Below are 22768 nucleotides of genomic sequence, written 5' to 3'. Positions count from 1 at the left end.
CCGCTTATCTGTCTTAATCATCAAGGGCAGGGTCCGAATATTCGACCTCAGCAAGCACATGCTCAGGTCGAATTGCAAAGCGGGTCTGGAGAGAGTCTTCAGCGAGTTACTGCATGACGCCGGTCCAGCCGTGATAGCCCATATAAATCCCCACCAGAGCAATCAACACGCAGGAAAAATAGGGAGCACGTCGCGCCAGCGTATCAAGACCACTCCAGCGTTTTGTCGCCTGCCGCACGCTGTATGCCGCAGCAGCACCGACCGTGACCAGGGTGATCGCCAGACCGACGCTGAAGCATAAAACCAGCGCCGCACCGAGCGAAAATTCTTTCACCTGGATGCAAAGCAGAAGCACGGTGATGGCCGCCGGGCACGGGATCAGTCCGCCCGTCAGACCAAAGAGGATTATCTGACCCGTGGTCACATTCCGGTTGGCAAAACGTTTTGCAATGTCGTTGGCGTGCGCTTTTTCATGCGCATCCTGGTACTCCTGTGATGATGCATCCACTCCTGCCAGCACCGAACGATCGTGATGGTGCTCATGGAATGTCAGGTCGTAGTCATGAACATGGCCGCGATGGCCCAGCGTCAGACGAACATCAAAGCTGTGCGGTTCAGGGATAGTCTTTGTGGACTCCATGAAACCGTCCATGTCGACAAAATCGAAAACCTGCGAGGAAGTGCCTTGCCCCCGGTTTGTCTCCAGTGACACATCCCGCGTTTGCCAGCTGCGTCCGCTCAGGGTGCGCAAACGCCAGCGCGCTAACTGTCCTTCTGCAAAAATAGAGAGTTCAACTCGACCGTGGCCGGTATCAATAATCCGCGTTTCGGCATGATGATGATGGCCGTGCGCATGCTCTTCTTCCTGCTCCCGTTGCCACAGGCGCTCTCCGTGCCAGGTGCGCCAGAACATCCAGGCCGCAGTGCCCAGAATGATGACGGCAGAAATGAGCTGAAACCAGGGTTCAGCCGATTCAGCGGTGAATTTGCGGCTTATATACATGCCGCCTGCCGCAATCATCCAGACTATTACCGTATGCGAAAGCGTGGCGGCGAGGCCCAGCATAACGGCCTGCTTCACCGTTCCGCGGATAGCGATGATAAAAGCCGCCATCATCGTTTTTGAGTGACCGGGTTCCAGGCCGTGCATGGCACCGAGAAGGATCGCGCTGGGGATGAAGATCCATGCATTGCCCTGCTGCAAAAGCGTTGTGAATTCAAACATGAGGATGATCGACATAGTAGAATACGTGACGGGAATTCTACTCCCCCCCAGTACCAAATACTACCCCCCAGTAGAACGACAATGATATAATCTCTAATAATTTACAGCTTTTAAGAGGGCAGCATGTCACACACTATTCGTGATAAACAGAAACTTAAGGCCCGGGCCAGTAAAATCCAGGGACAGGTCATTGCGCTAAAAAAAATGCTCGATGAACCTCATGAATGCGCTGCCGTACTACAGCAAATTGCCGCCATTCGTGGAGCAGTCAATGGCTTGATGCGTGAGGTTATTAAAGGCCATCTGAGCGAACACATTGTTCATGAAGAGAGTGAAGCAAAACGTGAGGGTGATTTAGACGTAGTGCTGAAAGTTTTAGACTCTTATATTAAATAAATCAATTACCTGACACTCACCTGCGTTGTAGATTAATCAGGCAGCCTGGTCGATAAACTGAAGCGGTCAGCGTATGGGTGACTGTTGCACCTTAAATCACCCTCCGGCGCCATCGAAGCCACTCCATGCAATATGTTGAAATCAGCAATCGGGTAGCCATTTTGGCGCTTGAAACCAGGCACTCATAATTTCGCACGATCCTCTCTGTAACCCGACCCGGAATTCCTCTTCAGTTAGTACTTAATTCAAAATTAATACTGATCGTTATATCCAGAATCGTGAACGGTTATTCGAGCGGGCGGCCCTCGGCGTCAACGTCTGATTGTGACTGGAGCACATTGGTCAGGGCAGGGCCACAGCATAAGATTTAACTCATTCATATGCTGGGTATTACGGCGCAATCGGGCGGCCTACGTCGAGCGTTGAGGAGGGGCAAGTATTGGCGAAATAATGGCGCTCAATGTAAAGCTTTGTATGATCTTCTGCACGGTTTCTCCTCAATTTTCGCTCATTAACTGCAGCTCTTTTTGGCATAACGGCGGAGAGGAACCAAAAGCCAGATAATTGCGGTGCGTTATTACTGTTTTCATTACTATGATTTATAAGAATATTAATGAGTGTTTGGTGGTTGAGTATTTTCCAATATCTATTTCTTTGTTCCTCTATCGATGGCCTTACGTTTATTTACATATAAACCGCAAAGCCATCAAATAATGTAGAAAAAAAGGAGGATCTATTTCGGCGTGTGTACAATGAGAATCACTCTCATTATCATAAGCATTTACTTACAAATATTAACTCTTCTGGGGATTATTTAAGTGAATGTAACTTTAGATAAAAAGCGCCCAATTGCGCTGTTTTTGGCCGGCTTGCTCAGCTCACCCGTTTTTGCACAAGAAGCCACGGAGAAATTGGCTGACGACGAAACGATGCTCGTCACCGCCGAACAGGTGCTCAAACAGCAGCCCGGTGTGTCAATTATCACCGAAGAAGATATTCAAAAAAGCCCTCCTGTTAACGATCTTGCCGACATCATCCGCAAAATGCCGGGTGTGAACCTGACCGGCAATGGCGCCAGCGGCAGCCGCGGTAACAATCGGCAAATCGACATCCGCGGCATGGGCCCGGAAAACACCCTGGTGCTGATTGACGGCGTGCCGGTGAGCTCTCGTAACTCCGTGCGCTACAGCTGGCGCGGCGAACGCGACTCTCGCGGCGATACCAACTGGGTGCCGGCAGAAATGGTGGAACGTATTGAGGTGATTCGCGGCCCGGCAGCGGCCCGCTATGGTTCTGGCGCTGCGGGCGGCGTGGTCAATATTATTACTAAACGCCCCACCAATGACTGGCATGGCTCGCTCTCCCTCTTCACCAATCAGCCGGAAAGCAGCAAAGAAGGTGACACCCGACGCGCTAACTTCAACCTCAGCGGCCCGCTGGCGGGTGACGCGCTAACGATGCGTCTGTATGGCAATATCAACCGCACCGATGCCGATGCCTATGACATCAATACCGCACAAAACGGTTCCTATGCAGCGGGTCGCGAAGGCGTGCGTAATAAAGATATCAGCGGCGTGCTCTCCTGGAAAATCACCCCGGCCCAGATCGTTGATTTCTCCTATGGCTATAGCCGTCAGGGCAATATCTACGCGGGTGATACGCAAAACAGCAACAGTAATAGCAGCGCTGGTGGCTTAGTAGAGTCGCTCTATGGCGATGAAACCAACCGCTTATACCGGCAAAACTATGGCATCACTCACAACGGTATTTGGGATTGGGGGACGTCCAGGCTTAACTTTAACTATGAAAAGACCAATAACACCCGTTTAAAAGAGGGCACCGGCGGCAGTACGGAAGGGATGATCAACAGCGATGTCTACTCAACCAGCCGGCTGGAAAGCTATCGGGCGGGCGGGGAGGTCAGCTTCCCGCTGCAGCTGCTGGTCGATCAAACGGTGACCCTCGGCGCGGAGTGGAACCGCGATGAGCTCAACGATCCCGCCTCCATGCAGTCGTCGAGTACTAACCTCTATTTACCGGGTAGCTCAGGCGATCCGTCCCAGCGCAGCAGTGAAAACTCGGCCACGATTAGCTCACTCTATTTCGAGGATAATATTGCCGCGACCGACAGCACCGAGGTGATTCCGGGGCTGCGCTTTGACTATCACGATAATTTCGGCGCTAACTGGAGCCCAGGCCTGAATATTTCGCAGGGGCTGGGGGAATATTTCACCATGAAAGCCGGTATCGCCCGCGCGTTCAAAGCGCCTAATCTTTATCAGTCAACGCCGGGCTACCTGCTTTCTACGCGCGGTAACGGCTGCCCGATTGGCCTCAGTCAATGCTATTTACTGGGTAACGACAATCTCGACCCTGAAATTAGCGTGAACAAAGAGGTGGGTCTGGAATTCAGTCATGCGGGCTATGCCGCGGGTATTACCTACTTCCGCAATGACTACAAAAATAAAATCGTCTCCGGCACTTCGGCCATTTACAGCAACGGCGCCTATAACGTGCTGCAGTGGGAGAATGGCGGTAAAGCTATCGTTGAAGGGCTGGAAGGCAACCTGACCATTCCTCTGATTGCCGATACGCTGGAGTGGCGCTCTAACGCCACCTACATGTTCCGTTCTGAAAGCAAGAAGACCGGCAATCCGCTGTCGGTGATCCCGGAATTTACCATCAACTCCCAGCTGGAATGGCAGGCCACTGAAGATCTGAGCGCGAACGTTAACTGGACGCAATATGGTCGGCAGAAACCGCGCCAGTATGCGGAAACGTCCCTTGAAAACAATAACGGCCTTTCACAACGTGAAATTAGTCCTTATTCCATCGTTGGCCTGAACGTTAACTACGATATTACCAGGAATCTGCGCGCCAATGCGGGTATCAACAACCTGTTTGATAAGCAGATCTACCGTGAGAACGCGGGGGCTTCAACCTATAACGAACCGGGTCGCGCTTATTACGCCGGCGTAACCATGTCGTTTTAATCAACGGGGCGGTCTTCAGGCCGCCCTCATTGTTTTTATCGCTGCCGGCTCAATCAGGGCGCGGATCGGAAGAGGGGGAGGAACCGTCCGTCGCTTCCGGGTTTATCTCCTCGCCATGCGTGCTGATCAACTGCGTCAGCGCGATTTGCTCCTGGAATTTGGTCAACAGAAGCTCAGCGTCCGTTTTCAGAACCTCTTCGGACGATTCAAGAACGGAATTTATCGCCTTAGAAACGCTGCCTACCAGTTCTGATACGCCGCCTTCCTTGCCGATGGCCAGCATTAAGGCGCTGATAAGTAATGACTGTGCTTCAACCTGAGCAGCAAGCTGTTTGCTTTCTGCGTCCATAGAAGAGATTTTCGCGATTATGCTGAGAATGACATTGTTCATGATACTCCTCAAATCAATAAGATAAACGGGGTTGCCGATGGCTATCTTCGTTGTTGGTGCGGCGAAATACCCATAGCACATAAATATGCCAGAAAAAATATCTTCAGTGTTAGCAGGGCTGCGATCTTGTCGCCATGTTGTCACAACACGGGCCGTTTTCCCGATGCGGATATCCTCAACCAGCGTTCACCGTCGGGCGTTCGCCGGGGTCGGTACGCGAGCATGCGTCATCTGAAAAAAGAGAATCAAGCAAGGGAGCGAGTGTTTATATTAAGATGGTGCGGCTGTTATTTGTCCACATGCCTTAATAATGCCTATTTTGTTTAATTTTAAATAATTTCAGCGCTGCTGTGATGTGTAAAAATAAACTTTATCAATGCTGTTGTTCTGACCTGAAAATAACAATAAGATATTTTTTGTTAATAAGTTTCAACAACGTCCGGCGCTGATAATATCAGGCCAACTTAATAGAGATAATACGATGAAAAAAATCATTCTGGCCCTGGCCTTCGCTACCGTCGCGCTTCCTGCCTTTGCTAATCATCCCGTCGCCCGCACCACCATTGTGGCTAAGTCCGACCACCCCGTTGCCGCCGCTGCCGTCACCGGCGATAACACCAAACATCCTGTCGCCACCGCCGATGCGCTGAGCTGCAATGACGGGCACTGCATTAAAGACAATAGCGTCCGCCGTTAATTCCGCAGATTGCTGAACCTATTTTGAGCCGAGCGCTGAGCGAGCAAAGGGGCGGAATTTCCCGCCCCAAATGCGGAGGTTAAAATATCGCCGTGAACGCACGTTCATTCACCTGCGCGGTCAGGAAGCCGCGGTTTTACGCTCGGCGAAATAGTGCGCCGGGGTGCTGCCCATCATTTTTCTGAACATGGTGATGAAGGCATTCACGGACTCATAGCCCAATTGAGCCGCGACGTTCTGCACGGAGGTGCCGCTGGCCAGCTCCCGTAGCGCAATAATCAGGTGCAGCTGCTGGCGCCAGCGCCCGAAGGTTAAGCCCGTCTCGCGCTGCATCAGCCGCGCCAGCGAGCGCTCGCTGAGCGCCAGCCTCTTCGCCCACTCCTGCAGCGTGCTGCGATCCTCCGGATGGCTCACCAGCGCATCGGCCATGGCGCGTATTTTGGCATTCGCCGAGACCGGCAGGCTGAAGTTCTGCTGCGGCATGGCGGTCAGCTCATCGAGCGTTACTCGGGTCAGCCTGGCGGCGTGGCTGTCTGCCGAATAGCCGACCTCCTCGCGGGTTAAGCGCTCGACCAGCTCTTTGATCAGCCCGGATACCGCCAGGGTACAGCAGCGTTCCGGCAGCGCCGCGGCGCCGGGCTCAATGAATAAATAGTTGAGATGCGCGTTCCAGGTGGCTTTAGCGCTATGAGGGACGCCGCCGGGGATCCACACGGCACAGTCGGGTGGGACGATCCACAGGTTGTTCTCCGCGCGGCAGATAACGGCGCCGTAAAGCGCGATAATCAGCTGCCCCTTACGGTGGGTGTGGACCGGCACTTCCGCGGCGTAATCAACGAAATCAAGCTGCCGGGCGACCGCCGGCGATCCTGCGGCGTCCGGGTCAAAGAATGTGGTGGCGTATTGGGACGGCATCGTATTGGCAGTATTTAGGTATTTTTTGACAGAATATAGTATTTAATGAGATGCGCAACCCGGTAATAATTGCCGGCATGAGCCAAATAAACGATTGTCCCTCCCGCCTGCTGCGGGCTAAAAGCGTGGTCTTCCGTCGTGCGGGGGGGCTACTCTCCTCGCCCGGCCTCCTGAGCGATGCCGGCGCTCTGCTCTATTCCGCGAGAAGTTTTGCGGCCGCGATGCTGGCATATTACCTCGCTTTATCCATCGGCCTGGAAAGGCCCTCCTGGGCCATTATTACCGTCTACATTGTGTCGCAAACGTCGGTGGGAGCGTCGCTGAGCCGGTGCGTCTATCGCCTGATCGGCACGATAGCCGGCGCCGGGGCGACCGTGCTGATCGTGCCGGCCTTTGTTAATATGCCGCTGGTCTGCAGCGCGGTGCTCGCCGGCTGGATCACCTTCTGTCTTTACCTGTCGCTGCTTGAGCGCACGCCCCGCGCCTATGCGTATGTATTAGCCGGTTACACCGCCAGCCTGATCGGCTTTCCCGCGGTGCTCGATCCCGGCACCATTTTTGATGTCGCCATCACCCGGGTGCAGGAAATTACCATCGGCATCTTCTGTGCAGCGCTGGTCCACAGGTACGTTTTGCCAAAGCGGCTATCCGGACTGTTTAACAGCAAGGTTGCGGATACGCTGCGCGCCGTGCGCCAGACCCTCGCCCACGCGCTAACGGGTAAACCCGATGAGGCCGCGGGTAGCCTGCAGCTGGCGCTGGCGCTGCAGTTCCTGCAGGGCGTCAATCACCATCTCCCCTATGACTTTGCGATCCCGGGGTTTGCCCGCAACGGCAGAAAAGCGATCCATGACCGGCTGGCGCAGCTGCTGGTGGTCAGCTGCGAATTACGCGATCGCCTGCAGATGAACGGCGCCATTCCGGGCGATCTGCAGCGGCTGCTGGAGGAGGTCAAAACATGGCTGGCCTGCGAGGAGGCGGGGCAGCGGAAAATAGCGGGAGACGCGCTGGCAGAACGCAGCGCACGCCTCACGGCGCGGCTCGCGGCCGATGCGCAGACGTTTGCCCGACACCAGCAGGTGAGCCTGGCTCGTCACCTTCAGCAGGCAATCATCCTGCTGCAGCAGTGCGAGCGACTCGCTGACGCCATCCGCCATGCGCAGCCCGCGCAAATAGCGGCCGAAGGAAGGGCGGTAAAAGGCTACGTTTTCCACCGCGACGGCCTGTCGGCTGCGCGCACCGCGCTGGGCGCTTTCACGATAATAGCGAGCGGCTGCGCGGTATGGATTTACTCTGCCTGGCCCGATGGCGGCACGGCGGTTTCCATTCTCGGAGTCTGCTGCACGCTGTTTGGCAGTTTCGATACTCCGGCGCCCCATATCGTTAAGTATATCGTCGGCTCGGCCTATGGCGTGGCGGCCAGCCTGCTCTACAGCTTCGTGCTTCTCCCCCAGATTACCGATTTCAGCGTGCTGGTTGCGGCGCTGGCCCCTGTCTATTTGCTCGCCGGCTCGCTGCAGGCGCGGCCGCCCACCACGTTTATGGCCATGGGGATTACGCTGACGCTGCCCATTTTATGCGAGCTGGGCCCTCACTATAGCGGCGACTTCGCGGTGGCGATCAACACGGCCATCGCCCTGTTTGCCGCCACCGGTTTTGCCGTGGCGAGCATGGGCGTGCTGCAAACGGTGCAGGCAGACTCCGCCATCAATCGCCTGCTGCGCATTTGCCGCCGCGACGTCAGGCGCAGCCTGAAGGGGACGTTTGCGCCGGATGAGGCGCAGTGGACGAATCTGATGATTGACCGCACGGCGCTCCTGCTGCCGCGCCTGCCGCGAAGCCGGCAATCGTCGGGGCAGGCGCTCAACCACATGCTGCACCATCTGCGCGTGGGGCTCTGCGTGATGCGGTTACGCCGCCTGCGTCTTCAGATGGGGAGCGAGGCGGCGAAAGAGATTAACGCGCTATTTTCCCGGCTGGCCCGTGGGGAAGAGGCCGCCGTCTTACGCCAGCGGATCCTGGCTATAGCGGACCGCTATGCGCCGGCGACGGATGGCCTATCGTGTCGGCTGACGGACGAGCTTGTCGATCTGCACTGTGCCTTAAGTGAACAAAACAGGAAGTCATCCGATGATGAGTGACGTTAATTTTGGCGGAGTCTTCGTTCCCGGTCTGCTGGTGGTCGCGCTGGTGACCCTGCTGTGCACGCTGCTGCTGGTGGCGCTTTTCGCCTTCAGCAGGCTATACCGCAGTTTGCCCTGTCGTCCGCTGATTGGGCTCTCGACCTATATTTTCACCTTTTTCCTGCTGCTGCAGGGACTGAACGCGCTGGGGTTATTAGCATGAAGTCATTTCTGTCTCTCCTGAGCCGCTACGCGCTGACGCTTATTGCGGTCGCGGCGGCATCCATTCTGGCTTTCATGATGTGGAAGCATTATGCCCAGAGACCCTGGACCCGGGATGGCCGGGTTCGCGCGGATGTGGTGCGGATTGCGCCGGATGTTTCCGGGCCGGTGAACGGCGTGGCGGTGAGGGATAATCAGTGGGTCAATCGGGGCGATGTGCTCTATACCATCGATCCGCACTGGCTGAAGCTGGCGGTAGCCAGCGCCGAGGCCGAAGTTGAAGCCAGGCGCCATGAGATGTCCATGCGCCAGGATGCCGCCCGCAGGCGCGCGCAGCTCAGCAGCGTGATTTCGAAGGAGGATTTACAGCAAACGGGCAGCGCGGCGAACGTCGCGGCGGCGAACTATCACGGCGCGCTGGCGGCGCTGGAGCTGGCGCAGCTCAACCTGGCCCATGCTACGGTTCGGGCGCCGGTCGCCGGCTACGTCACCCATCTCAGGCTGCGTCCCGGCGATTACGCCACCGCCGGAGTGACCACCGTTGCCGTTATCGATGCGCAGAGTTTCTGGGTAGTGGGCTATTTTGAGGAGACGAAGCTGCGCCATATTCGGGTGGGCAACAGCGCGCAGATCGCGCTGATGGGATTTGAAGCGACCATCGCCGGCCACGTTGAGAGTATCGGACACGGCATCGGCGACAGTAATGATGAAACCGGCGGGCTGGGTCTACCGGAGGTAAACCCGACCTTCAGCTGGGTGCGGCTTGCGCAGCGGGTGCCGGTACGTATCCATATAGACAGGCTACCGGCAGGGGTTGAGCTGGTCGCCGGGCTGTCGGCGAGTATCGCCATCACCCCGTAACGAGACTACCTGTTTGCGAGCTCGCGGCGAATAATCTCCGCGCCCGCGCTTAAGGCGTTGAGTTTACCCGTGGCTACCCGGCGAGAGAGGGGAGCCATGCCGCAGTTGGTCGAAGGGTAGAGCTTGTCGGCATCGACAAACTGCAGCGCTTTTCGCAGGGTAGCGGCGACTTCATCTGCCGTCTCGATGGTATTGGTTGCCACGTCGATGGCCCCGACCATCACTTTTTTACCGCGGATCAGTTCGAGCAGATCCATCGGCACGCGCGAGTTGTGGCACTCCAGCGAGATGATATCAATATTAGAGGTTTGCAGTTTGGGGAACGCTTCTTCGTATTGCCGCCACTCTGAGCCCAGGGTCTTTTTCCAGTCGGTGTTGGCCTTGATGCCGTATCCATAGCAGATATGTACCGCCGTTTCACATTTCAGCCCTTCGACGGCTCTCTCTAAAGCGGCGATCCCCCAGTCATTCACCTCGTCAAAAAAGACGTTAAAGGCGGGCTCATCAAACTGAATGATATCGACGCCGGCCGCCTCCAGCTCTTTTGCTTCCTGATTGAGAATTTTTGCGAATTCCCAGGCGAGTTTTTCGCGGCTTTTATAGTGGTTATCGTAAAGCGTATCGATCATCGTCATCGGCCCCGGCAGGGCCCATTTAATCGGCTGGCTGGTGAGCTGGCGCAAAAAGCGCGCATCTTCGACGAAAACGGGCTTTTGACGCGCCACGGCGCCAACAACCGTCGGAACGCTGGCGTCGTAGCGGTTACGTATTTTAACCACCTCGCGTTTCTCAAAATCAACGCCGCTGAGGTGCTCAATAAACGTGGTGACAAAGTGCTGACGGGTTTGTTCGCCGTCGCTGACGATATCGATCCCCGCACGAAGCTGATCATCCAGGGAGAGGCGCAGCGCATCCTGTTTGCCCTCGACGAGCTCCTCGTTGTGCAGTTTCCACGGCGACCACAGGGTCTCGGGCTGCGCAAGCCAGGAAGGTTTCGGTAAGCTGCCGGCGGTTGAAGTCGGTAATAACGTTTTCATAATGGATGACCTTTATTTTCTATTAATCAAAGAGGGCAGCTAGCAGACCATTGCGCAAGAATATTCTGGTATGGTTTGATGAAATGCTCTTCGGTAAATTTTCCCTGCTCAATAGCCAGCCGGCTACGCTCTTCCCGGTCATAAACGATTTTGGTCAATGAATGATCCTGGTGATTCAGGTTGGGCTGATAGTATTGCCCTGCCGCGGAGTTGGCGTTGTAAATCTCCGGGCGGTAAATTTTCTGGAATGTCTCCATGGTGCTGATGGTGGCGATCAGCTCAAGGTCGGTGTAATCGCTCAGCAAATCCCCGGTGAAATAAAAGGCCAAAGGCGCCGCGCTATTTTTAGGCATGAAATAGCGAACCGTTAAGCCCATTTTGCCGAAATACTCTTCGGTCAAAGACGATCCGTTTTGCTGGTATTCGATACCTAATACCGGATGCTGGTTGCCGGTTCGCTGGTAGGTATCCTTACTTGAAATACTTAAGCAGATGACCGGCGGTTTTTTAAAGTTCTCTTTATACTCGCTGGAGCTAACAAAGTTTTTAAATATATTGCCGTGCAGCACGCCGAAGTTGTCCGGGATGCTAAACTGCGCCTGGTTCTTATTGTGCTCTAACAGCACGACGCTAAAGTCATAATCTCGCACGTAGGATGAGAAATTATTCCCCGCAATACCGTCAAGGCGCTGCCGGGTCTTTTTATCAATAATATTGGGTTTTAAAATTTCGATCGCCGGGAAGGTTTCGCCATTGGCTTCGAGCTTCATTTCAACAGAAATAATTTCAAGTTCGACAGCATAGCGATCGCCTTTAGGGTTATCCCAATGCGCCAGCGTATTAAAACGATTGTCAATCATCACCAGCGTGTTGCGCAAATTCTGCTGCCGCTCTTTCCCGCGGGCTAAATTCGCGAAGTTGGTGGTAATACGCGTATTTTCAGAAGGGTTATAGTTTTCATCGAAAAGCGTGCTCTTAACCGTAAACGTAAAGTCTTTATTCATCGCGATCTGGTATCCCTGGTTCTAACATGAAAACTGAATTTGCGTGGTGATTTTCCAGCAGCGGCTGGTCTTTTCGTCCGCCGCTGTTCATGTTGTCAATAAGTTAATATTGTGTATTTATGCCAGAGGCGTTAGATGAGCGAAAGCGACTTAATTTCATTACAACATGAGCTATCTTCATGATCCGGGAAACAGCAGAATGCGTCAGCGTTGCGCACGGCCCTTGAGTGGAGGATTTCCCCCATCAACCGACGGGGGAAGGGCGCTGCGCGGAGGTTTTGGCGGGGATTAGCTTTTGCAGAAGCGCAGCCTGTTGCCAAAGGGATCGTGAACCTCGAGGGTTTTTCCCCACGCCTGGTGCACGATTTCCGGCCGCCCGTAGCCGTAATTCTTGTGCCTTAACTCATCCCTGAATAATTCAATGTTGCGCATCGGTATGAAAATTGTCGCTCCCGGGCTGGCATCGCCGTGATGTTCAGAGAGGTGAATCTGCAGGCCGTTTCGGCCGATCCCGAGATAAAGGGGGAGGTCTGGCGCGAAACGATGCTCAAATTCAACGCTGAAGGCGAGGAAATCGACGTAGAATTCGCGCGCTTTGCGCTCGTCAAACATGCGTAAAATGGGGATGCTTTTTTCAAATGAGACCGCAGCGGGCGCCGCCGGGGGATCTAACCTTGCCGCTGCCGTATTCCAGTCCTTATAGCCCAGCTGCTGCGCCACAATTTCAAGCGCGGAAGAGTGGGGGAGGGTGACGTTGCGCGACTCAAGGGAGTTGCGCAGTTTGGTTGCCATAAGCTTTGCCTGCTCGATCGAAAACATCATTTTCTCCTGTCGTCAGGGCGTTTTGGCGCTCGCATTACCAAACCCCGATCGTCACAAGATGTGAGCTAAGCAACGTGGGTCAATGACGTGCTTTCACCTTTTCCATCCGGAAGCGAGCGGCGGGCAGCACGGGCCAGGGATTAAAATATATAATGAGGGTCAATGACGCAAGCCCTGCGCCAGGCCGCTGCCCCTGAATGAAAAAAGCGCTAACAGCGGGCGTCGGTTTCTTCGTCCGACCGTCGCCGATCGCTGGCGTACCGCTTATCGCTGCCCGTAGGTTCTTAAGTGGCTTAAGGCGGATGAGCGCTTTTGCACGGGCGCGCCGTTTGGGAAACCCCTCGCAAACGGGGCAGGTGGCCTGGTATATCGGCTAAAATTACGGGTATAATCCCACGCATTATTCAACGGGTTCAGAAGCGGAAATGACAAAACTTACCTTACAAGAGCAGATGCTAAAAGCGGGTCTGGTGACCAGCAAGAAAATGGCTAAAGTCCAAAGAACGGCTAAAAAATCACGGGTTCAGGCGCGTGAGGCCAGAGAGGCGGTGGAAGAAAACAAAAAGACCCAGCTTGAGCGTGATAAGCAGCTGAGCGAACAGCAAAAGCAGGCCACCTTATCGAAAGAGTATAAAGCGCAGGTCAAGCAGTTGATTGAAATGAACCGAATCAGCGTCGCCAGAGGCAATATCGATTTTAACTTCACCGATAACAACTTAATTAAAAAAATCGTGGTCGATAAGCCAACCCACGCTCAGCTGATTAGCGGCCGTCTCGCCATCGCGCGCCTGATTGCTGAGGGCAGCGGCGAGAACGAATACGCGATTATCCCCGCCGTCGTCGCCGATAAAATTGCCCAGCGCGATGCCAACAGCATTGTCTTAAACAGCGCGCTGAGTCAGGAAGAGCAGGATGAAGACGATCCGTACGCCGACTTCAAAGTGCCTGATGATTTGATGTGGTAAATCTGCCTGTGCCGCCGCGTTCAGATGAAAAGTCCTGTCGGACTTTTCATTCACTCTGCGGTGCGGATAGCTTTTGCAAAACGCGGCCCTGGTCCCGGACGCTGCGCCATGTGCAGGCGGGGCTTTAGCCGCGGGCCCGTTCGCAGGTTCTCAGACTTTGAGCATTTTCACCGTGGCATCGACGTCTATCTCGTCTTCCGAGAAGATTAACGTCGTCCCCTGGAAGGTGGTGATCGCCAGCTTTTTCAGCGCGCGCATTTCACCCGGCTCGGCGGCTGCCTTCGGCCGAATGCTGCCCATCAGCGCCCCCACGGAGAGCACCGCATTTTCTTTATCAATGCGGATATCGGCAGGCACTTCTTCGCTGTAGACCAGGTAAGACTTGATCGACGTGAGCTTAATGCGCTCGCCGGCGATATAGATATATTTGCTTTCCGGGGCCACCTTCACCGCATAGGCTGACAGGCCCTTGTTATTGGTCGTGGGCTCAAAAGTCACCGCCGCATCTTTCTTAATCAGCTCCGGATTGGCGACCTTAATCACATGAAAATAACGGTTATCGCCGTTTTCATCTTTGATAAATCCAAAGCCTTTATCTTTAAACCAGGTTGTGATTGTTCCGTTCATCGCCATTACCGCCTACTTAATCGTTTATCTACTGAGTTTTTGCAGCGCGCAGTGTAAAACACAATCCCTGCGCAGACTACGTCTTTGCTTTAAGTCTGGATGATAAATTTCAGCTATGCGAATAGGCGGCGGCCGGCTAACGCTGAATGAGCCGTGGCCAGGCTCATTCAGCGCGGGTTAACCCGCGCAGGCATCGCTCAGGGAATGAGCTTCAGCTGGCGGAACTGGGTAAACAGCTGAAAGAACATCTGCTCGGTTTCACAGTAATCATGGAAGCCGGCGCGGCGTATTTTGCTGCCATCGGCAAACATGTCGTAGTCCCAGCTGAAAACGAAATCGACGAATTCCCAGCCCGTAATGGCGCCGATATTGCTCTCCCTGAGCTGATATTTGGCCGCCATTTTTTGCCAGATGGCCGCTTTATCCGCCATCACCTCCCGCAGCGACATCGGCAGAGGCGGGGCGACCGGCAGATCGAACCAGGCGGCAATACGCGGCCACATCTCCTGCCAGCGGAACAGATCGCCATTATTGACGTTGAACGCCTGGTTCTCAGCCGCCTCGCTGGTGGCCGCCCACCGCGTCGCCCTGGCCAGCAGGCCGGAATCGGTCATCTCAATCAAGCTGTGCCAGGCGCCCGGCCGGCCGGGGAAGCGCAGCGGAATATTGAGCTCCTTGCAGATAGCCGCATACACCGCCAGCGACAGGGCAAGGTTCATCGGATTACCGGTGGATAGCCCACCCACGACCGACGGGCGTAACGCCGTCCAGTGCCAGTTTGTTCCCGGCTGACGCGCTTCCAGCAGCATCTGCTGCGCCACGTTGAACTCCGGGGGCATATGCCCCGCATCGCTTTCGCGCGCCGGGGTCTTAAACGGGCCAAGATGCGCGCCATAGACCTTATAGCCCTGCATCAGGCTGACGTGCACAAGCCGGGGCGACTGCTCGGCGGCGCTGAGCACGTTATCCAGCATCGTGAGGTTCGGCTCCACCAGTCCGGCCCAGCTATCGGCATGCTGATAGGCGGCATAAAACAGATGGCTGACCGGCAAATCCGCCAGCGCCGCCATCGTCGCCTTGCGATCGTGCAGGTCCACCGCCAGGTAGCGAACGCCGGGACGCGAGGCGCCTCCCCGCCGCGACAGTCCGATGACCTGCCAGCCGGAGCGCTCCAGCTCATCGATAAGCTTGTTTCCGGCGACGCCGTTGGCGCCGGCAACCACGGCCAAACGCTGATGTTGTTGAGTCTTCATGCTAAGCACCTCTTTGCGAGTCGAAAGTGGAATTGCGGGTCAAAAGTGAAACCTGAGCATGATTCATTAGCGATGAAGGCAGAAGAGGGGCGTTTGTAATAAGATTAATAACAAAATCTTTGAAGTGAAGACGATGAACAAGCTCAAAGCGATGGAAGTTTTTATCCGGGTGGCTGAAACCGGCAATCTCTCGGCCGCGGCCCGCAGCCTCGGGCTGACCCAGCCGGCGGTCAGCCAGCAGGTGATGGCCCTCGAGCAGAGCCTCGGGGTGGCGTTACTGTTGCGCACCACCCGCTCGGTGACCCTGACCGAGCCGGGCGAGCGCTACTATCAGCAGATCCGTCCAATCCTCGATGCGCTGAGCGAAACGGAAGAGACGCTGCTTGAGCAGCAGCAGAAACTTAGCGGAACGCTGCGCGTGCAGGCGCCAACGGGGATTGGCCAGCATCTTCTGACGCCGATCGTTGTCGCCTTTCAGCAGCAGAATCCGCAGCTCAGCGTCGAGCTGACGCTGGAGGACCGGCTTGCCGATGTGGTGAGCGAGGGCGTCGATCTGGCCATCCGCCTGGGAGAGCCCGCAGGTCTCAGCCAGGTCGTCAGACGGCTGGCTAACGTTCAGCGCGTGCTGGTCGCCGCGCCGCACTATCTGCAGCAGGCGGGGATGCCGGCGCGGCTGTCAGAGCTGGCACAGCACCGGACGCTTCGCTACAGCGGCCTCGCCGCCGGAGACGAACTAACCCTGCAAGGCGCGGGCGGCAAAGAGAGCGTCCGCCTGAACCCTGTCTTTCGCGCCAACAATAGCTTCTCGCTCATTGCCGCGCTGGAGGCGGGGGCCGGGATTGGCGGCATACAGCAGCCGCTGGTGGCCAGGCAGCTGGCACAGGGAACGCTGGTCCAGGTGCTGCTGGAGTACCGCTGGCAGCCGCTCGCGCTGTATGCGCTCTATCCTACCCGACGCTTTATCCCGCTGAAGGCGCGGATGCTCACCGAGGCCATCATCAGCGGGATGAGCAACGTCAGCGGAATAGCCATGCACCCGTCCCTGGCCCCTCGCGAAAAATAGCGGGTTGAATTCAGTCGGTCTTTAGCATCCCGAAGCTGACGATCCGCGAGCGGCCGAGCTCTTTTGCCCGGTACAGCGCGGCATCGGCGGCGCGCAGCAGGCTGTCGCTTTGCGTATGCTGCGGGAAGCTGGCAATCCCGATAGAGACATCGATCTGACCCATTTCGCTCAGGCCGTAGCGCAGCGTCATGTTGCGAACGTTGTTGTAGATATCCTCGGCGCAGGCCAGGGCGGACTCTTCGTTGGTCCCGGCGAGCAGGACTAAAAACTCTTCCCCGCCGTAGCGGAAAGCCATGCCGATATCACGCACCGCGCGCTGAACGATGGTCGCCACGTTTTTAATCACCAGATCGCCCGCCTCGTGACCGTACCTGTCGTTGATCGCCTTGAAGTGGTCGATATCGATCATCAGGCAGCTCAGCGGCGTGCCGTTGCGCACCGCCAGGTTCATCTGGGTATGCAGGGCGTCTTCAAGGTGATGGCGATTGCGCAGCCCGGTTAGCGAGTCGAAAAGCGCCTTTTCCAGCAGCGCGCTGCGCAGGCGCTGGTTCGCCAGCGCCAGGCCCAGCGCTTCGGCCATCAGCTCAAGGTAGGCGCGCGAAGGGGCGGTGGCCGGCGTGACGTTTCTGAAGGAGAGCAGGCCGATGGCTTCTCCCTGGGCAATCAGCGGGACGCAAAGCGACCACTGGGCGCTTGACTCCGGCAGATGGTAGCAGGCGATATCCGGCTCGCCGTTGACCGGAGGATGGCTCAGCCCGCGGCGCACGGCCCAGCAGTCATCGGGATGAAAGAGCTCGGGCTCATCCGGCGGCGAGAGCCAGCTGGCGACGCTGCGCATCTGCCAGGGATCGAGATCGAGAATATAGAGCCGCCCGGGGATCTCCGGCGCGATGTTGGGCGCGAAAAGCTCGGCCACTTTAATCACATCCTCGAAAGACTCGCATCCCTGCAGGCGCTGGGTCATCCGCGCCAGCAGCTCGCGGATCGCCCAGTCAGCGTCGCGCTCCTGTTCCAGACGCTGGCGCGCCAGGCCGTTCTCGCGGAAAATGCGGATCGCCTGCGCCATATCGCCAATCTCATCAATCTGGGTGAAGTTAGGCGCCTCGACGGCGTAATCCTGCGAGGCGAGCCTTTGCACGACATCGCTCAGGCGTACAACCGGGTACAGCACCCGGCGCTGCAGAATAAAACCTAGCACAAACAGGAACATCAGTGCCGTCAGCCCGACCATCAGCTCGGAGAGGCTGCGCCAGGTGTGGGACTTCTCGGTGGCCTGCACAATAGCGCCGCTGGCCCGGCCATCCAGCAGCAGGCGGAAGTGGTCGATCTGCGTCTGAACCCGTTCGAGCTCGCGCTCATAGGCCTTGCCGTAGAGCAGGTCGATAGCCTCTCTCTCTTCGCCGCGGGCAACGCTAGCCAGCGCCGCCTGCTGTTCGTCCTGCAGCTCGTCGGCAATGCGTAAACCCTCGCGCAGCAGCGCCAGCTCCTGGGGCGTCGCGCCGCTATCTTTAAGCTTTCCTAGCCGGTGCTCAATAGCGATCGTCGCCTGAGCCTGCTGGCGATACTCCTCTAAAACGTCAGGGTTTTTATTGATGACATAGGTCCGCGCGAGGTCTGAAAGCTCCCAGGTGTCGGTTTCGACTTCTTCGGTAAGCTGGTCGAAAATCTGACGCTGCTGTACCGCCTGGCGTTCGGCAGTATCCGCGTTTGAGGCCATCAGCATCGCAATGCCTGAGGCGAGGGTCAGGGCGACGGTTATACCGTAGGCCCAGTTGGTCATGGTGGCGATTCTCACCGGTAATTTCCTTGCGTGCAGATGAATTTATAACGTTATTTTTTTATTATAGAACCCCGTCCTGTCCGCAGGCTGCCGGCAGGTTACGGCGGTGACCGATCGCGTTTTTTACCGATGATGTCGCGATGAAGCGTGTCGGCATGCTGGCATAAAACGGCAAAAACATTCGCGTCCAGCGCGCCATTTATAACATCGTTTTCAATCAGCCGTAATGCCTGCTGATAGCCCATCGCCTGGCGATAGGGGCGATTTTCGGTTAGCGCGGTAAAAATATCGGCGATGGCGATGATTCTGTCCGGCAGATGCAGATAATCCGCGTTCAGATGCAGCGGATAGCCGCTGCCATCGAGCTTTTCATGATGGTTGGCGGCCCAGTTAATAATCTCGCCGAGCTCGCTAAAGGCGCTGAGGAGTTCGCCGGTCATATAGCTATGTTCGCGCACCTGCAGCAGCTCTTCGGGGGCGAGCTCCCCCTGTTTTTCCAGAATATCCAGCGGGATAAATATTTTGCCAATATCGTGCAGGTAGCCGGCGGCCTCGATTTTCTTACACTCCTCGGGCGGCAGATCCATATAGCGCGCCAGCTGCCAGGAGATTTCACCGACCATAATGCTGTGGCTGGCGGTGAAGCTGCTGTAGGTATCGACGATTTTGGCGATCAACAGGCAGATATCCTTCAGGCCGTCGATATCGATGTACAGATCGTTAATCGGGCCGATGATCTCCAGCATCCGCTGAATATGGCCGGGATTAAGATGCAGCCAGAAGTGCTCCTTTTTCGCCAGCTGGCACAGGGTCTGGCACAGCTGCGGATCCAGCTCCTGATGCAGGGCGCGGAATTTATCAATAATAATATCAGTCTGATACTCGGCGTTGGCTTCGCTGGCGGAGAGCAGGCGTTCGAAGGCGTCGGCAAAACAGACGATATGCTCGTCGAGGCTACCTTTGTAGTCCGCGCTGAGGTGGTGGTGGCGAATAATGGGCAGAATGGGCGCGAGGGTGGTCAGGCCGCTGAGCATTTCCGCCCCCCGATGCTGGTGAGGATCGTTCAGGTTATCTATCGCATTGAGCGAGGTAATCATCCGCTTGTCGCCCAGCACGCCGATGTCGTGCAGCAGCGCGGCGCAAAAGATGGTCTGCTGCTGCTGACGCGGCAGCTGCAGCGCCAGCGATAGCTCAAGGGCGATCAGCGCCGTGCGCTGCATATGCAGGTGGAGTTCGGGATTGATTGTCTGTATGACGCGAGTGGTAAGCATCAATGCTGATTTTAAGGCGAGACGCATCGTTATTCCCTCTTCGCGATATCCACATAAAATAGGTCGATCATGTCCGTTACGGTATTGATAATTTAATGGCAAGGCGTCTGAAGCGGGACGACGAAAAATAATAAACGGTGAGCCCGGCGGCGGTTTCACCGTCTGACGCGCCCGTCCTGGGAGCATCGCTGCACCAAATTTGCGCGAAAAATGAATGAAAAAGCCTTTGTTGCCCGATAGTTAACCATTTTGCCCGTAAAAAGAAAATAAATAGTGGCAAGCCGTTTGCATTAACTCTCCGCCAGTTTGATAAATGTCTATTTTGGGGAAGAGTGAATATGAATTTTAGAGCATTACTTGCGATTGCGTTACTGACGATGAGCTCCCTGGCTGCCAGCGAAACGCGCCTGCCGCATATCGTGATCCTCGCCACCGGCGGAACCATTGCCGGGTCGGCGGCCAGCAATACCCAAACCACCGGCTATAAGGCCGGCGCGATTGGCGTCCAGACCCTGATCAACGCGGTGCCCGAAATGAGCAAGGTGGCGCGGGTGGACGGCGAGCAGGTGGCGAATATCGGCAGCGAAAATATGACCAGCGATATTATTCTCAAACTCTCTAAGCGGGTGAATGAGCTGCTGGCCAGGGATGACGTTGACGGGGTGGTGATCACCCACGGTACCGATACGCTGGATGAGACGCCTTACTTCCTCAACCTGACGGTGAAAAGCAATAAGCCGGTGGTGCTGACGGCGGCGATGCGGCCGGCAACGGCGATAAGCGCCGATGGCCCGATGAACCTGCTGGAGGCGGTAACCGTCGCCGCCGATCCCGAGGCGAAGGGGCGGGGCGTGATGGTGGTGCTGAACGACCGCATCGGCGCCGCGCGCTTTGTGACCAAAACCAACGCTAACAGCCTCGATACCTTCAAAGCGCCGGAAGAGGGCTACCTGGGCGTTATCGTCGGCGGCAAGCCGCAGTTTGAAACGCGCGTTGATAAGATTCATACCCTGCGCTCGGTCTTTGACGTTCGTCAGCTGAATACGCTGCCGAAGGTGGTGATTATCTACGGCTATCAGGACGACCCGGAATATATGTACGATGCGGCGATTGCCCATCACGTTGACGGCATCGTCTACGCCGGAACCGGCGCCGGTTCGGTATCCGTGCGCAGCGCCGCTGGGATCGAAAAAGCGCAAAAAGCCGGCATCGTGGTGGTACGCGCCTCCCGCACCGGCAGCGGCGTGGTCCCGGCCGACGATAGCCAGCCTGGGCTGGTGGCCGACTCGCTGAACCCGGCAAAAGCGCGCATCCTGCTGATGACCGCCCTGACGCAAACGCGTAACCCTGAAGTGATTCAGAACTACTTCCATACTTACTGATTCTCCTGCGAGCGCAAGGTGTGCACTATTTCATCACGCACATCGGGCGCCGTGAGATAGGGTCGGGATGGATTTCCGCCTCCAGCTGGAAAACGCTGCGCAGCAGCGCGGGCCTCAGCACCTGCTCCGGCAGGCCCTGGGCCCGCACTTTCCCGCTTTCCAGCACCACCAGGTGGTCGCAGTAGCGGCTGGCCTGATTAAGATCGTGAAGGACGGTCACCACCGTCTTTCCGCACATCTGCAGCTCGCGCATCAGCTTCATCAGCTCCACCTGATGATTGATATCCAGCCAGGTTGTCGGCTCATCAAGCAGTACCAGTGGCGTCTGCTGGGTAAGGATCAGCGCCACAAACGCCCGCTGCCTCTGCCCCCCGGACAGCTCGCTCAGCGCCTGCCCGGCGAGCGGCGTCATGCCGGTACGCTCGAGCGCTTCGTCAACTATCCGCCGATCGTCGGCATTGAGGCGTCCCCACAGCGGCAGCCACGGGCTGCGGCCGTAGCTCACCAGCTCGCGTACGCTAATCCCCTCCGGAACGTGGTGCTGCTGCGGCAGCAGCGCCAGATGCCGTGCCAGTTGGCGCGGGCTAAAGCTAGGCAGGGGCCGCTCACCGAGCCATATTTTACCGGCGGTCGGCGCCAGCAGCCGCGAGAAGCACTTCAGCAGCGTCGATTTACCGCAGCCGTTTGGCCCGAGGAGGGCGCTGATCTGTCCGCCGGGCAGGGTCAGATCCAGCCGGTCGATAATGCGCTTTGCGCCATAGCCGGCGCTCAGGTTTTCGGTTCTTAGTTCCATTCAACGTATCCTTACCAGCAGCCAGATGAACCATGGCGCGCCGATAACGGCGGTTAATACGCCCGCCGGCAGCTCCATTGGGGGATGAATCGTGCGGGCCAGCAGGTCGGCCAACAGCAGCACCAGCCCGCCGGTCAGCGCCGAAACGGGCAGCAGGTAGCGATGGCTGCCGCCCGTTAAGCGGCGCACGAGGTGCGGCACCACCAGGCTAATAAACGCGATTGGGCCGCAGACGGCGACGCTCACCGAAGCGAGTGCGACCGCCAGCAGCAGGCCGCCGCGCTGAAGCTGGCGGAGATTGACGCCGAGGGTCCCGGCCCGCTCATGACCGAGCGCCAGTAAGTCCAGGCCGCGGCTGAGCAGCAGGCTTAACGGCAGCAGGAGCGCCAGAACGGGCAGGGCGATAGCGACGAATGAACCGTCCCGCGCCCACAGGCTCCCCGTCAGCCACAGCAGCGCGTTGTTGATCTCCTGGGGCCGGGAGAGCAGCAGGTAGTCGGTAAGGCTGGCCCAGCAGGCCGACAGCGCCACGCCGGTGAGCGCCAGACGCATCGGGCGGGCAAATCCGGCCAGCGCAATCAGCGCCAGCATCGCCGCCATGCCGCCGCTAAACGCCACCAGCGGCAGCCACAGCACGGACAGCGAGGGGATAAAATAGAGCGTGGCGACCGACGCCAGGCTGGCGGCGTGGTTGATGCCAAGAATATCCGGCGAGGCCAGAGGGTTGCGCACCAGGCCCTGAATCAGCACCCCGGCGACCGCCAGCGCGGCGCCGACGATCTGCGCCAGCACCACCCGCGGCAGGCGATACTGCGTCAGCGCGTAGTGGTACTCGCTGGCGCCGTTCCAGCCCTCGAACAACGCCCGCCAGGGCAGCGGAATGGCCCCCATAAGCAGGGAGATAACGTTTAACGCCAGCAGCGCCAGTAGCAGGCAGGCGATGCGCAT

General features: G+C 57.0%; 21 protein-coding genes. 9 read left to right on the top strand and 12 right to left on the bottom strand.

The genetic code is table 11. The features are described 5' to 3' along the window. Nucleotides 1-106 precede the first annotated feature (106 nt). The gene (locus HCK03_RS16540) at nucleotides 107-1225 is read right to left on the bottom strand and encodes a nickel/cobalt efflux protein RcnA (RefSeq protein ID WP_148250595.1); all 1119 of its coding nucleotides are present in this window, start codon (nucleotides 1223-1225) and stop codon (nucleotides 107-109) included. 123 nt (nucleotides 1226-1348) lie between these two features. On the opposite strand from HCK03_RS16540, the gene rcnR reads away from it, so the two are divergent. Then, entirely contained in the window at nucleotides 1349-1621 is a 273-nt protein-coding gene (gene rcnR / locus HCK03_RS16535; protein WP_115193127.1) for a Ni(II)/Co(II)-binding transcriptional repressor RcnR, read from the top strand. Between the two features lie 818 nt (nucleotides 1622-2439). Beyond that, nucleotides 2440-4614 (top strand): TonB-dependent siderophore receptor, encoded by a 2175-nt coding sequence (locus HCK03_RS16530; protein WP_041145020.1) that lies wholly within the window; start codon nucleotides 2440-2442, stop codon nucleotides 4612-4614. 49 nt (nucleotides 4615-4663) lie between these two features. Here the strand turns inward: HCK03_RS16530 and iraP are convergent, their stop codons facing one another. Continuing rightward, nucleotides 4664-5005: an anti-adapter protein IraP gene (iraP, locus tag HCK03_RS16525; RefSeq protein ID WP_135184893.1), complete on the bottom strand. Its 342-nt coding sequence runs from the start codon at nucleotides 5003-5005 to the stop codon at nucleotides 4664-4666. A 481-nt stretch (nucleotides 5006-5486) separates the two neighbouring features. Here iraP and HCK03_RS16520 point away from each other — a divergent pair, with 481 nt between their 5' ends. Beyond that, nucleotides 5487-5702: a hypothetical protein gene (locus tag HCK03_RS16520; protein ID WP_115193125.1), complete on the top strand. Its 216-nt coding sequence runs from the start codon at nucleotides 5487-5489 to the stop codon at nucleotides 5700-5702. Between the two features lie 120 nt (nucleotides 5703-5822). On the opposite strand, the gene HCK03_RS16515 is transcribed toward HCK03_RS16520, so the two are convergent. Then, nucleotides 5823-6617: an AraC family transcriptional regulator gene (locus HCK03_RS16515; RefSeq protein WP_143716930.1), complete on the bottom strand. Its 795-nt coding sequence runs from the start codon at nucleotides 6615-6617 to the stop codon at nucleotides 5823-5825. A 77-nt stretch (nucleotides 6618-6694) separates the two neighbouring features. Here HCK03_RS16515 and HCK03_RS16510 point away from each other — a divergent pair, with 77 nt between their 5' ends. Genes HCK03_RS16510 through HCK03_RS16500 form a run of 3 tightly spaced genes read left to right on the top strand, consistent with a single transcriptional unit; the run spans nucleotide 6695 to nucleotide 9823 of the window. Then, entirely contained in the window at nucleotides 6695-8758 is a 2064-nt protein-coding gene (locus HCK03_RS16510) for an FUSC family protein (RefSeq protein WP_167691918.1), read from the top strand. Continuing rightward, the gene (locus HCK03_RS16505; protein ID WP_041145023.1) at nucleotides 8748-8963 is read left to right on the top strand and encodes a DUF1656 domain-containing protein; all 216 of its coding nucleotides are present in this window, start codon (nucleotides 8748-8750) and stop codon (nucleotides 8961-8963) included. The genes HCK03_RS16510 and HCK03_RS16505 overlap by 11 nt, the downstream gene beginning before the upstream one ends. Beyond that, nucleotides 8960-9823: an efflux RND transporter periplasmic adaptor subunit gene (locus tag HCK03_RS16500; RefSeq protein WP_041145024.1), complete on the top strand. Its 864-nt coding sequence runs from the start codon at nucleotides 8960-8962 to the stop codon at nucleotides 9821-9823. Before HCK03_RS16505 ends, HCK03_RS16500 begins: the two co-directional genes overlap by 4 nt. A 5-nt stretch (nucleotides 9824-9828) precedes the next feature. Here the strand turns inward: HCK03_RS16500 and HCK03_RS16495 are convergent, their stop codons facing one another. The 3 genes from HCK03_RS16495 to HCK03_RS16485 form a co-directional block, all read right to left on the bottom strand. Next, nucleotides 9829-10860, bottom strand: a complete 1032-nt coding sequence (locus tag HCK03_RS16495; RefSeq protein WP_123551240.1) for a methionine synthase — start codon at nucleotides 10858-10860, stop codon at nucleotides 9829-9831. A gap of 26 nt (nucleotides 10861-10886) precedes the next feature. Beyond that, entirely contained in the window at nucleotides 10887-11864 is a 978-nt protein-coding gene (locus HCK03_RS16490) for a DUF1852 domain-containing protein (protein WP_041145026.1), read from the bottom strand. A 288-nt stretch (nucleotides 11865-12152) separates the two neighbouring features. After that, nucleotides 12153-12686, bottom strand: a complete 534-nt coding sequence (locus HCK03_RS16485; RefSeq protein WP_228283748.1) for a glyoxalase superfamily protein — start codon at nucleotides 12684-12686, stop codon at nucleotides 12153-12155. A 425-nt stretch (nucleotides 12687-13111) separates the two neighbouring features. Between HCK03_RS16485 and HCK03_RS16480 the strand changes: the two genes are divergently transcribed. Then, nucleotides 13112-13651, top strand: a complete 540-nt coding sequence (locus tag HCK03_RS16480; protein WP_041145028.1) for a DUF2058 domain-containing protein — start codon at nucleotides 13112-13114, stop codon at nucleotides 13649-13651. Nucleotides 13652-13801: 150 nt separating this feature from the next. Here the strand turns inward: HCK03_RS16480 and HCK03_RS16475 are convergent, their stop codons facing one another. Both HCK03_RS16475 and HCK03_RS16470 read right to left on the bottom strand, forming a co-directional pair. Beyond that, nucleotides 13802-14284, bottom strand: coding sequence for a cold-shock protein (locus HCK03_RS16475; RefSeq protein ID WP_041145029.1), 483 nt, complete (start codon nucleotides 14282-14284; stop codon nucleotides 13802-13804). 191 nt (nucleotides 14285-14475) lie between these two features. Beyond that, nucleotides 14476-15531: an SDR family oxidoreductase gene (locus HCK03_RS16470; RefSeq protein WP_167691917.1), complete on the bottom strand. Its 1056-nt coding sequence runs from the start codon at nucleotides 15529-15531 to the stop codon at nucleotides 14476-14478. Between the two features lie 133 nt (nucleotides 15532-15664). On the opposite strand from HCK03_RS16470, the gene HCK03_RS16465 reads away from it, so the two are divergent. After that, nucleotides 15665-16594: a LysR family transcriptional regulator gene (locus HCK03_RS16465; RefSeq protein WP_167691916.1), complete on the top strand. Its 930-nt coding sequence runs from the start codon at nucleotides 15665-15667 to the stop codon at nucleotides 16592-16594. Nucleotides 16595-16604: 10 nt separating this feature from the next. On the opposite strand, the gene HCK03_RS16460 is transcribed toward HCK03_RS16465, so the two are convergent. Both HCK03_RS16460 and HCK03_RS16455 read right to left on the bottom strand, forming a co-directional pair. Beyond that, a complete protein-coding gene (locus tag HCK03_RS16460; RefSeq protein ID WP_167691915.1) occupies nucleotides 16605-18389 on the bottom strand; it encodes a diguanylate cyclase in 1785 nt (594 codons plus the stop codon). A gap of 83 nt (nucleotides 18390-18472) precedes the next feature. Then, nucleotides 18473-19672 (bottom strand): HD domain-containing phosphohydrolase, encoded by a 1200-nt coding sequence (locus tag HCK03_RS16455; protein WP_141334722.1) that lies wholly within the window; start codon nucleotides 19670-19672, stop codon nucleotides 18473-18475. A 311-nt stretch (nucleotides 19673-19983) separates the two neighbouring features. Here HCK03_RS16455 and fraE point away from each other — a divergent pair, with 311 nt between their 5' ends. Beyond that, nucleotides 19984-21027 carry a fructose-asparagine asparaginase gene (gene fraE / locus HCK03_RS16450; RefSeq protein ID WP_076945267.1) on the top strand — a complete coding sequence of 348 codons (1044 nt, stop codon included), beginning with the start codon at nucleotides 19984-19986 and terminating at the stop codon, nucleotides 21025-21027. 25 nt (nucleotides 21028-21052) lie between these two features. Here fraE and fecE read toward each other — a convergent pair whose 3' ends face one another. Together fecE and fecD are read right to left on the bottom strand one after the other, a co-directional pair. Then, a complete protein-coding gene (gene fecE / locus HCK03_RS16445; protein ID WP_041145035.1) occupies nucleotides 21053-21820 on the bottom strand; it encodes a Fe(3+) dicitrate ABC transporter ATP-binding protein FecE in 768 nt (255 codons plus the stop codon). Continuing rightward, nucleotides 21821-22768, bottom strand: a complete 948-nt coding sequence (gene fecD / locus HCK03_RS16440) for a Fe(3+) dicitrate ABC transporter permease subunit FecD (protein WP_228283794.1) — start codon at nucleotides 22766-22768, stop codon at nucleotides 21821-21823. It lies immediately after the preceding gene.

It is taken from the genome of Klebsiella terrigena, from assembly GCF_012029655.1.
Classification (GTDB): Bacteria; Pseudomonadota; Gammaproteobacteria; order Enterobacterales; family Enterobacteriaceae; genus Klebsiella; species Klebsiella terrigena.
The sequence above is the reverse complement of the archived record's forward strand: the minus strand, read 5'-3'. Positions and strand labels throughout refer to the sequence as shown.

Excerpts from the sequence above, each read along its gene's own strand:
- HCK03_RS16540 (WP_148250595.1), bottom strand. The coding sequence starts at position 1,225 with ATGTTTGAATTCACAACGCTTTTGCAGCAGGGCAATGCATGGATCTTC.
- rcnR (WP_115193127.1), top strand. The coding sequence starts at position 1,349 with ATGTCACACACTATTCGTGATAAACAGAAACTTAAGGCCCGGGCCAGT.
- iraP (WP_135184893.1), bottom strand. The coding sequence starts at position 5,005 with ATGAACAATGTCATTCTCAGCATAATCGCGAAAATCTCTTCTATGGAC.
- HCK03_RS16520 (WP_115193125.1), top strand. The coding sequence starts at position 5,487 with ATGAAAAAAATCATTCTGGCCCTGGCCTTCGCTACCGTCGCGCTTCCT.
- HCK03_RS16515 (WP_143716930.1), bottom strand. The coding sequence starts at position 6,617 with ATGCCGTCCCAATACGCCACCACATTCTTTGACCCGGACGCCGCAGGA.
- HCK03_RS16510 (WP_167691918.1), top strand. The coding sequence starts at position 6,695 with ATGAGCCAAATAAACGATTGTCCCTCCCGCCTGCTGCGGGCTAAAAGC.
- HCK03_RS16505 (WP_041145023.1), top strand. The coding sequence starts at position 8,748 with ATGATGAGTGACGTTAATTTTGGCGGAGTCTTCGTTCCCGGTCTGCTG.
- HCK03_RS16500 (WP_041145024.1), top strand. The coding sequence starts at position 8,960 with ATGAAGTCATTTCTGTCTCTCCTGAGCCGCTACGCGCTGACGCTTATT.
- HCK03_RS16495 (WP_123551240.1), bottom strand. The coding sequence starts at position 10,860 with ATGAAAACGTTATTACCGACTTCAACCGCCGGCAGCTTACCGAAACCT.
- HCK03_RS16490 (WP_041145026.1), bottom strand. The coding sequence starts at position 11,864 with ATGAATAAAGACTTTACGTTTACGGTTAAGAGCACGCTTTTCGATGAA.
- HCK03_RS16485 (WP_228283748.1), bottom strand. The coding sequence starts at position 12,686 with ATGATGTTTTCGATCGAGCAGGCAAAGCTTATGGCAACCAAACTGCGC.
- HCK03_RS16480 (WP_041145028.1), top strand. The coding sequence starts at position 13,112 with ATGACAAAACTTACCTTACAAGAGCAGATGCTAAAAGCGGGTCTGGTG.
- HCK03_RS16475 (WP_041145029.1), bottom strand. The coding sequence starts at position 14,284 with ATGGCGATGAACGGAACAATCACAACCTGGTTTAAAGATAAAGGCTTT.
- HCK03_RS16470 (WP_167691917.1), bottom strand. The coding sequence starts at position 15,531 with ATGAAGACTCAACAACATCAGCGTTTGGCCGTGGTTGCCGGCGCCAAC.
- HCK03_RS16465 (WP_167691916.1), top strand. The coding sequence starts at position 15,665 with ATGAACAAGCTCAAAGCGATGGAAGTTTTTATCCGGGTGGCTGAAACC.
- HCK03_RS16455 (WP_141334722.1), bottom strand. The coding sequence starts at position 19,672 with ATGCGTCTCGCCTTAAAATCAGCATTGATGCTTACCACTCGCGTCATA.
- fraE (WP_076945267.1), top strand. The coding sequence starts at position 19,984 with ATGAATTTTAGAGCATTACTTGCGATTGCGTTACTGACGATGAGCTCC.
- fecE (WP_041145035.1), bottom strand. The coding sequence starts at position 21,820 with ATGGAACTAAGAACCGAAAACCTGAGCGCCGGCTATGGCGCAAAGCGC.
- fecD (WP_228283794.1), bottom strand. The coding sequence starts at position 22,768 with ATGCGCATCGCCTGCCTGCTACTGGCGCTGCTGGCGTTAAACGTTATC.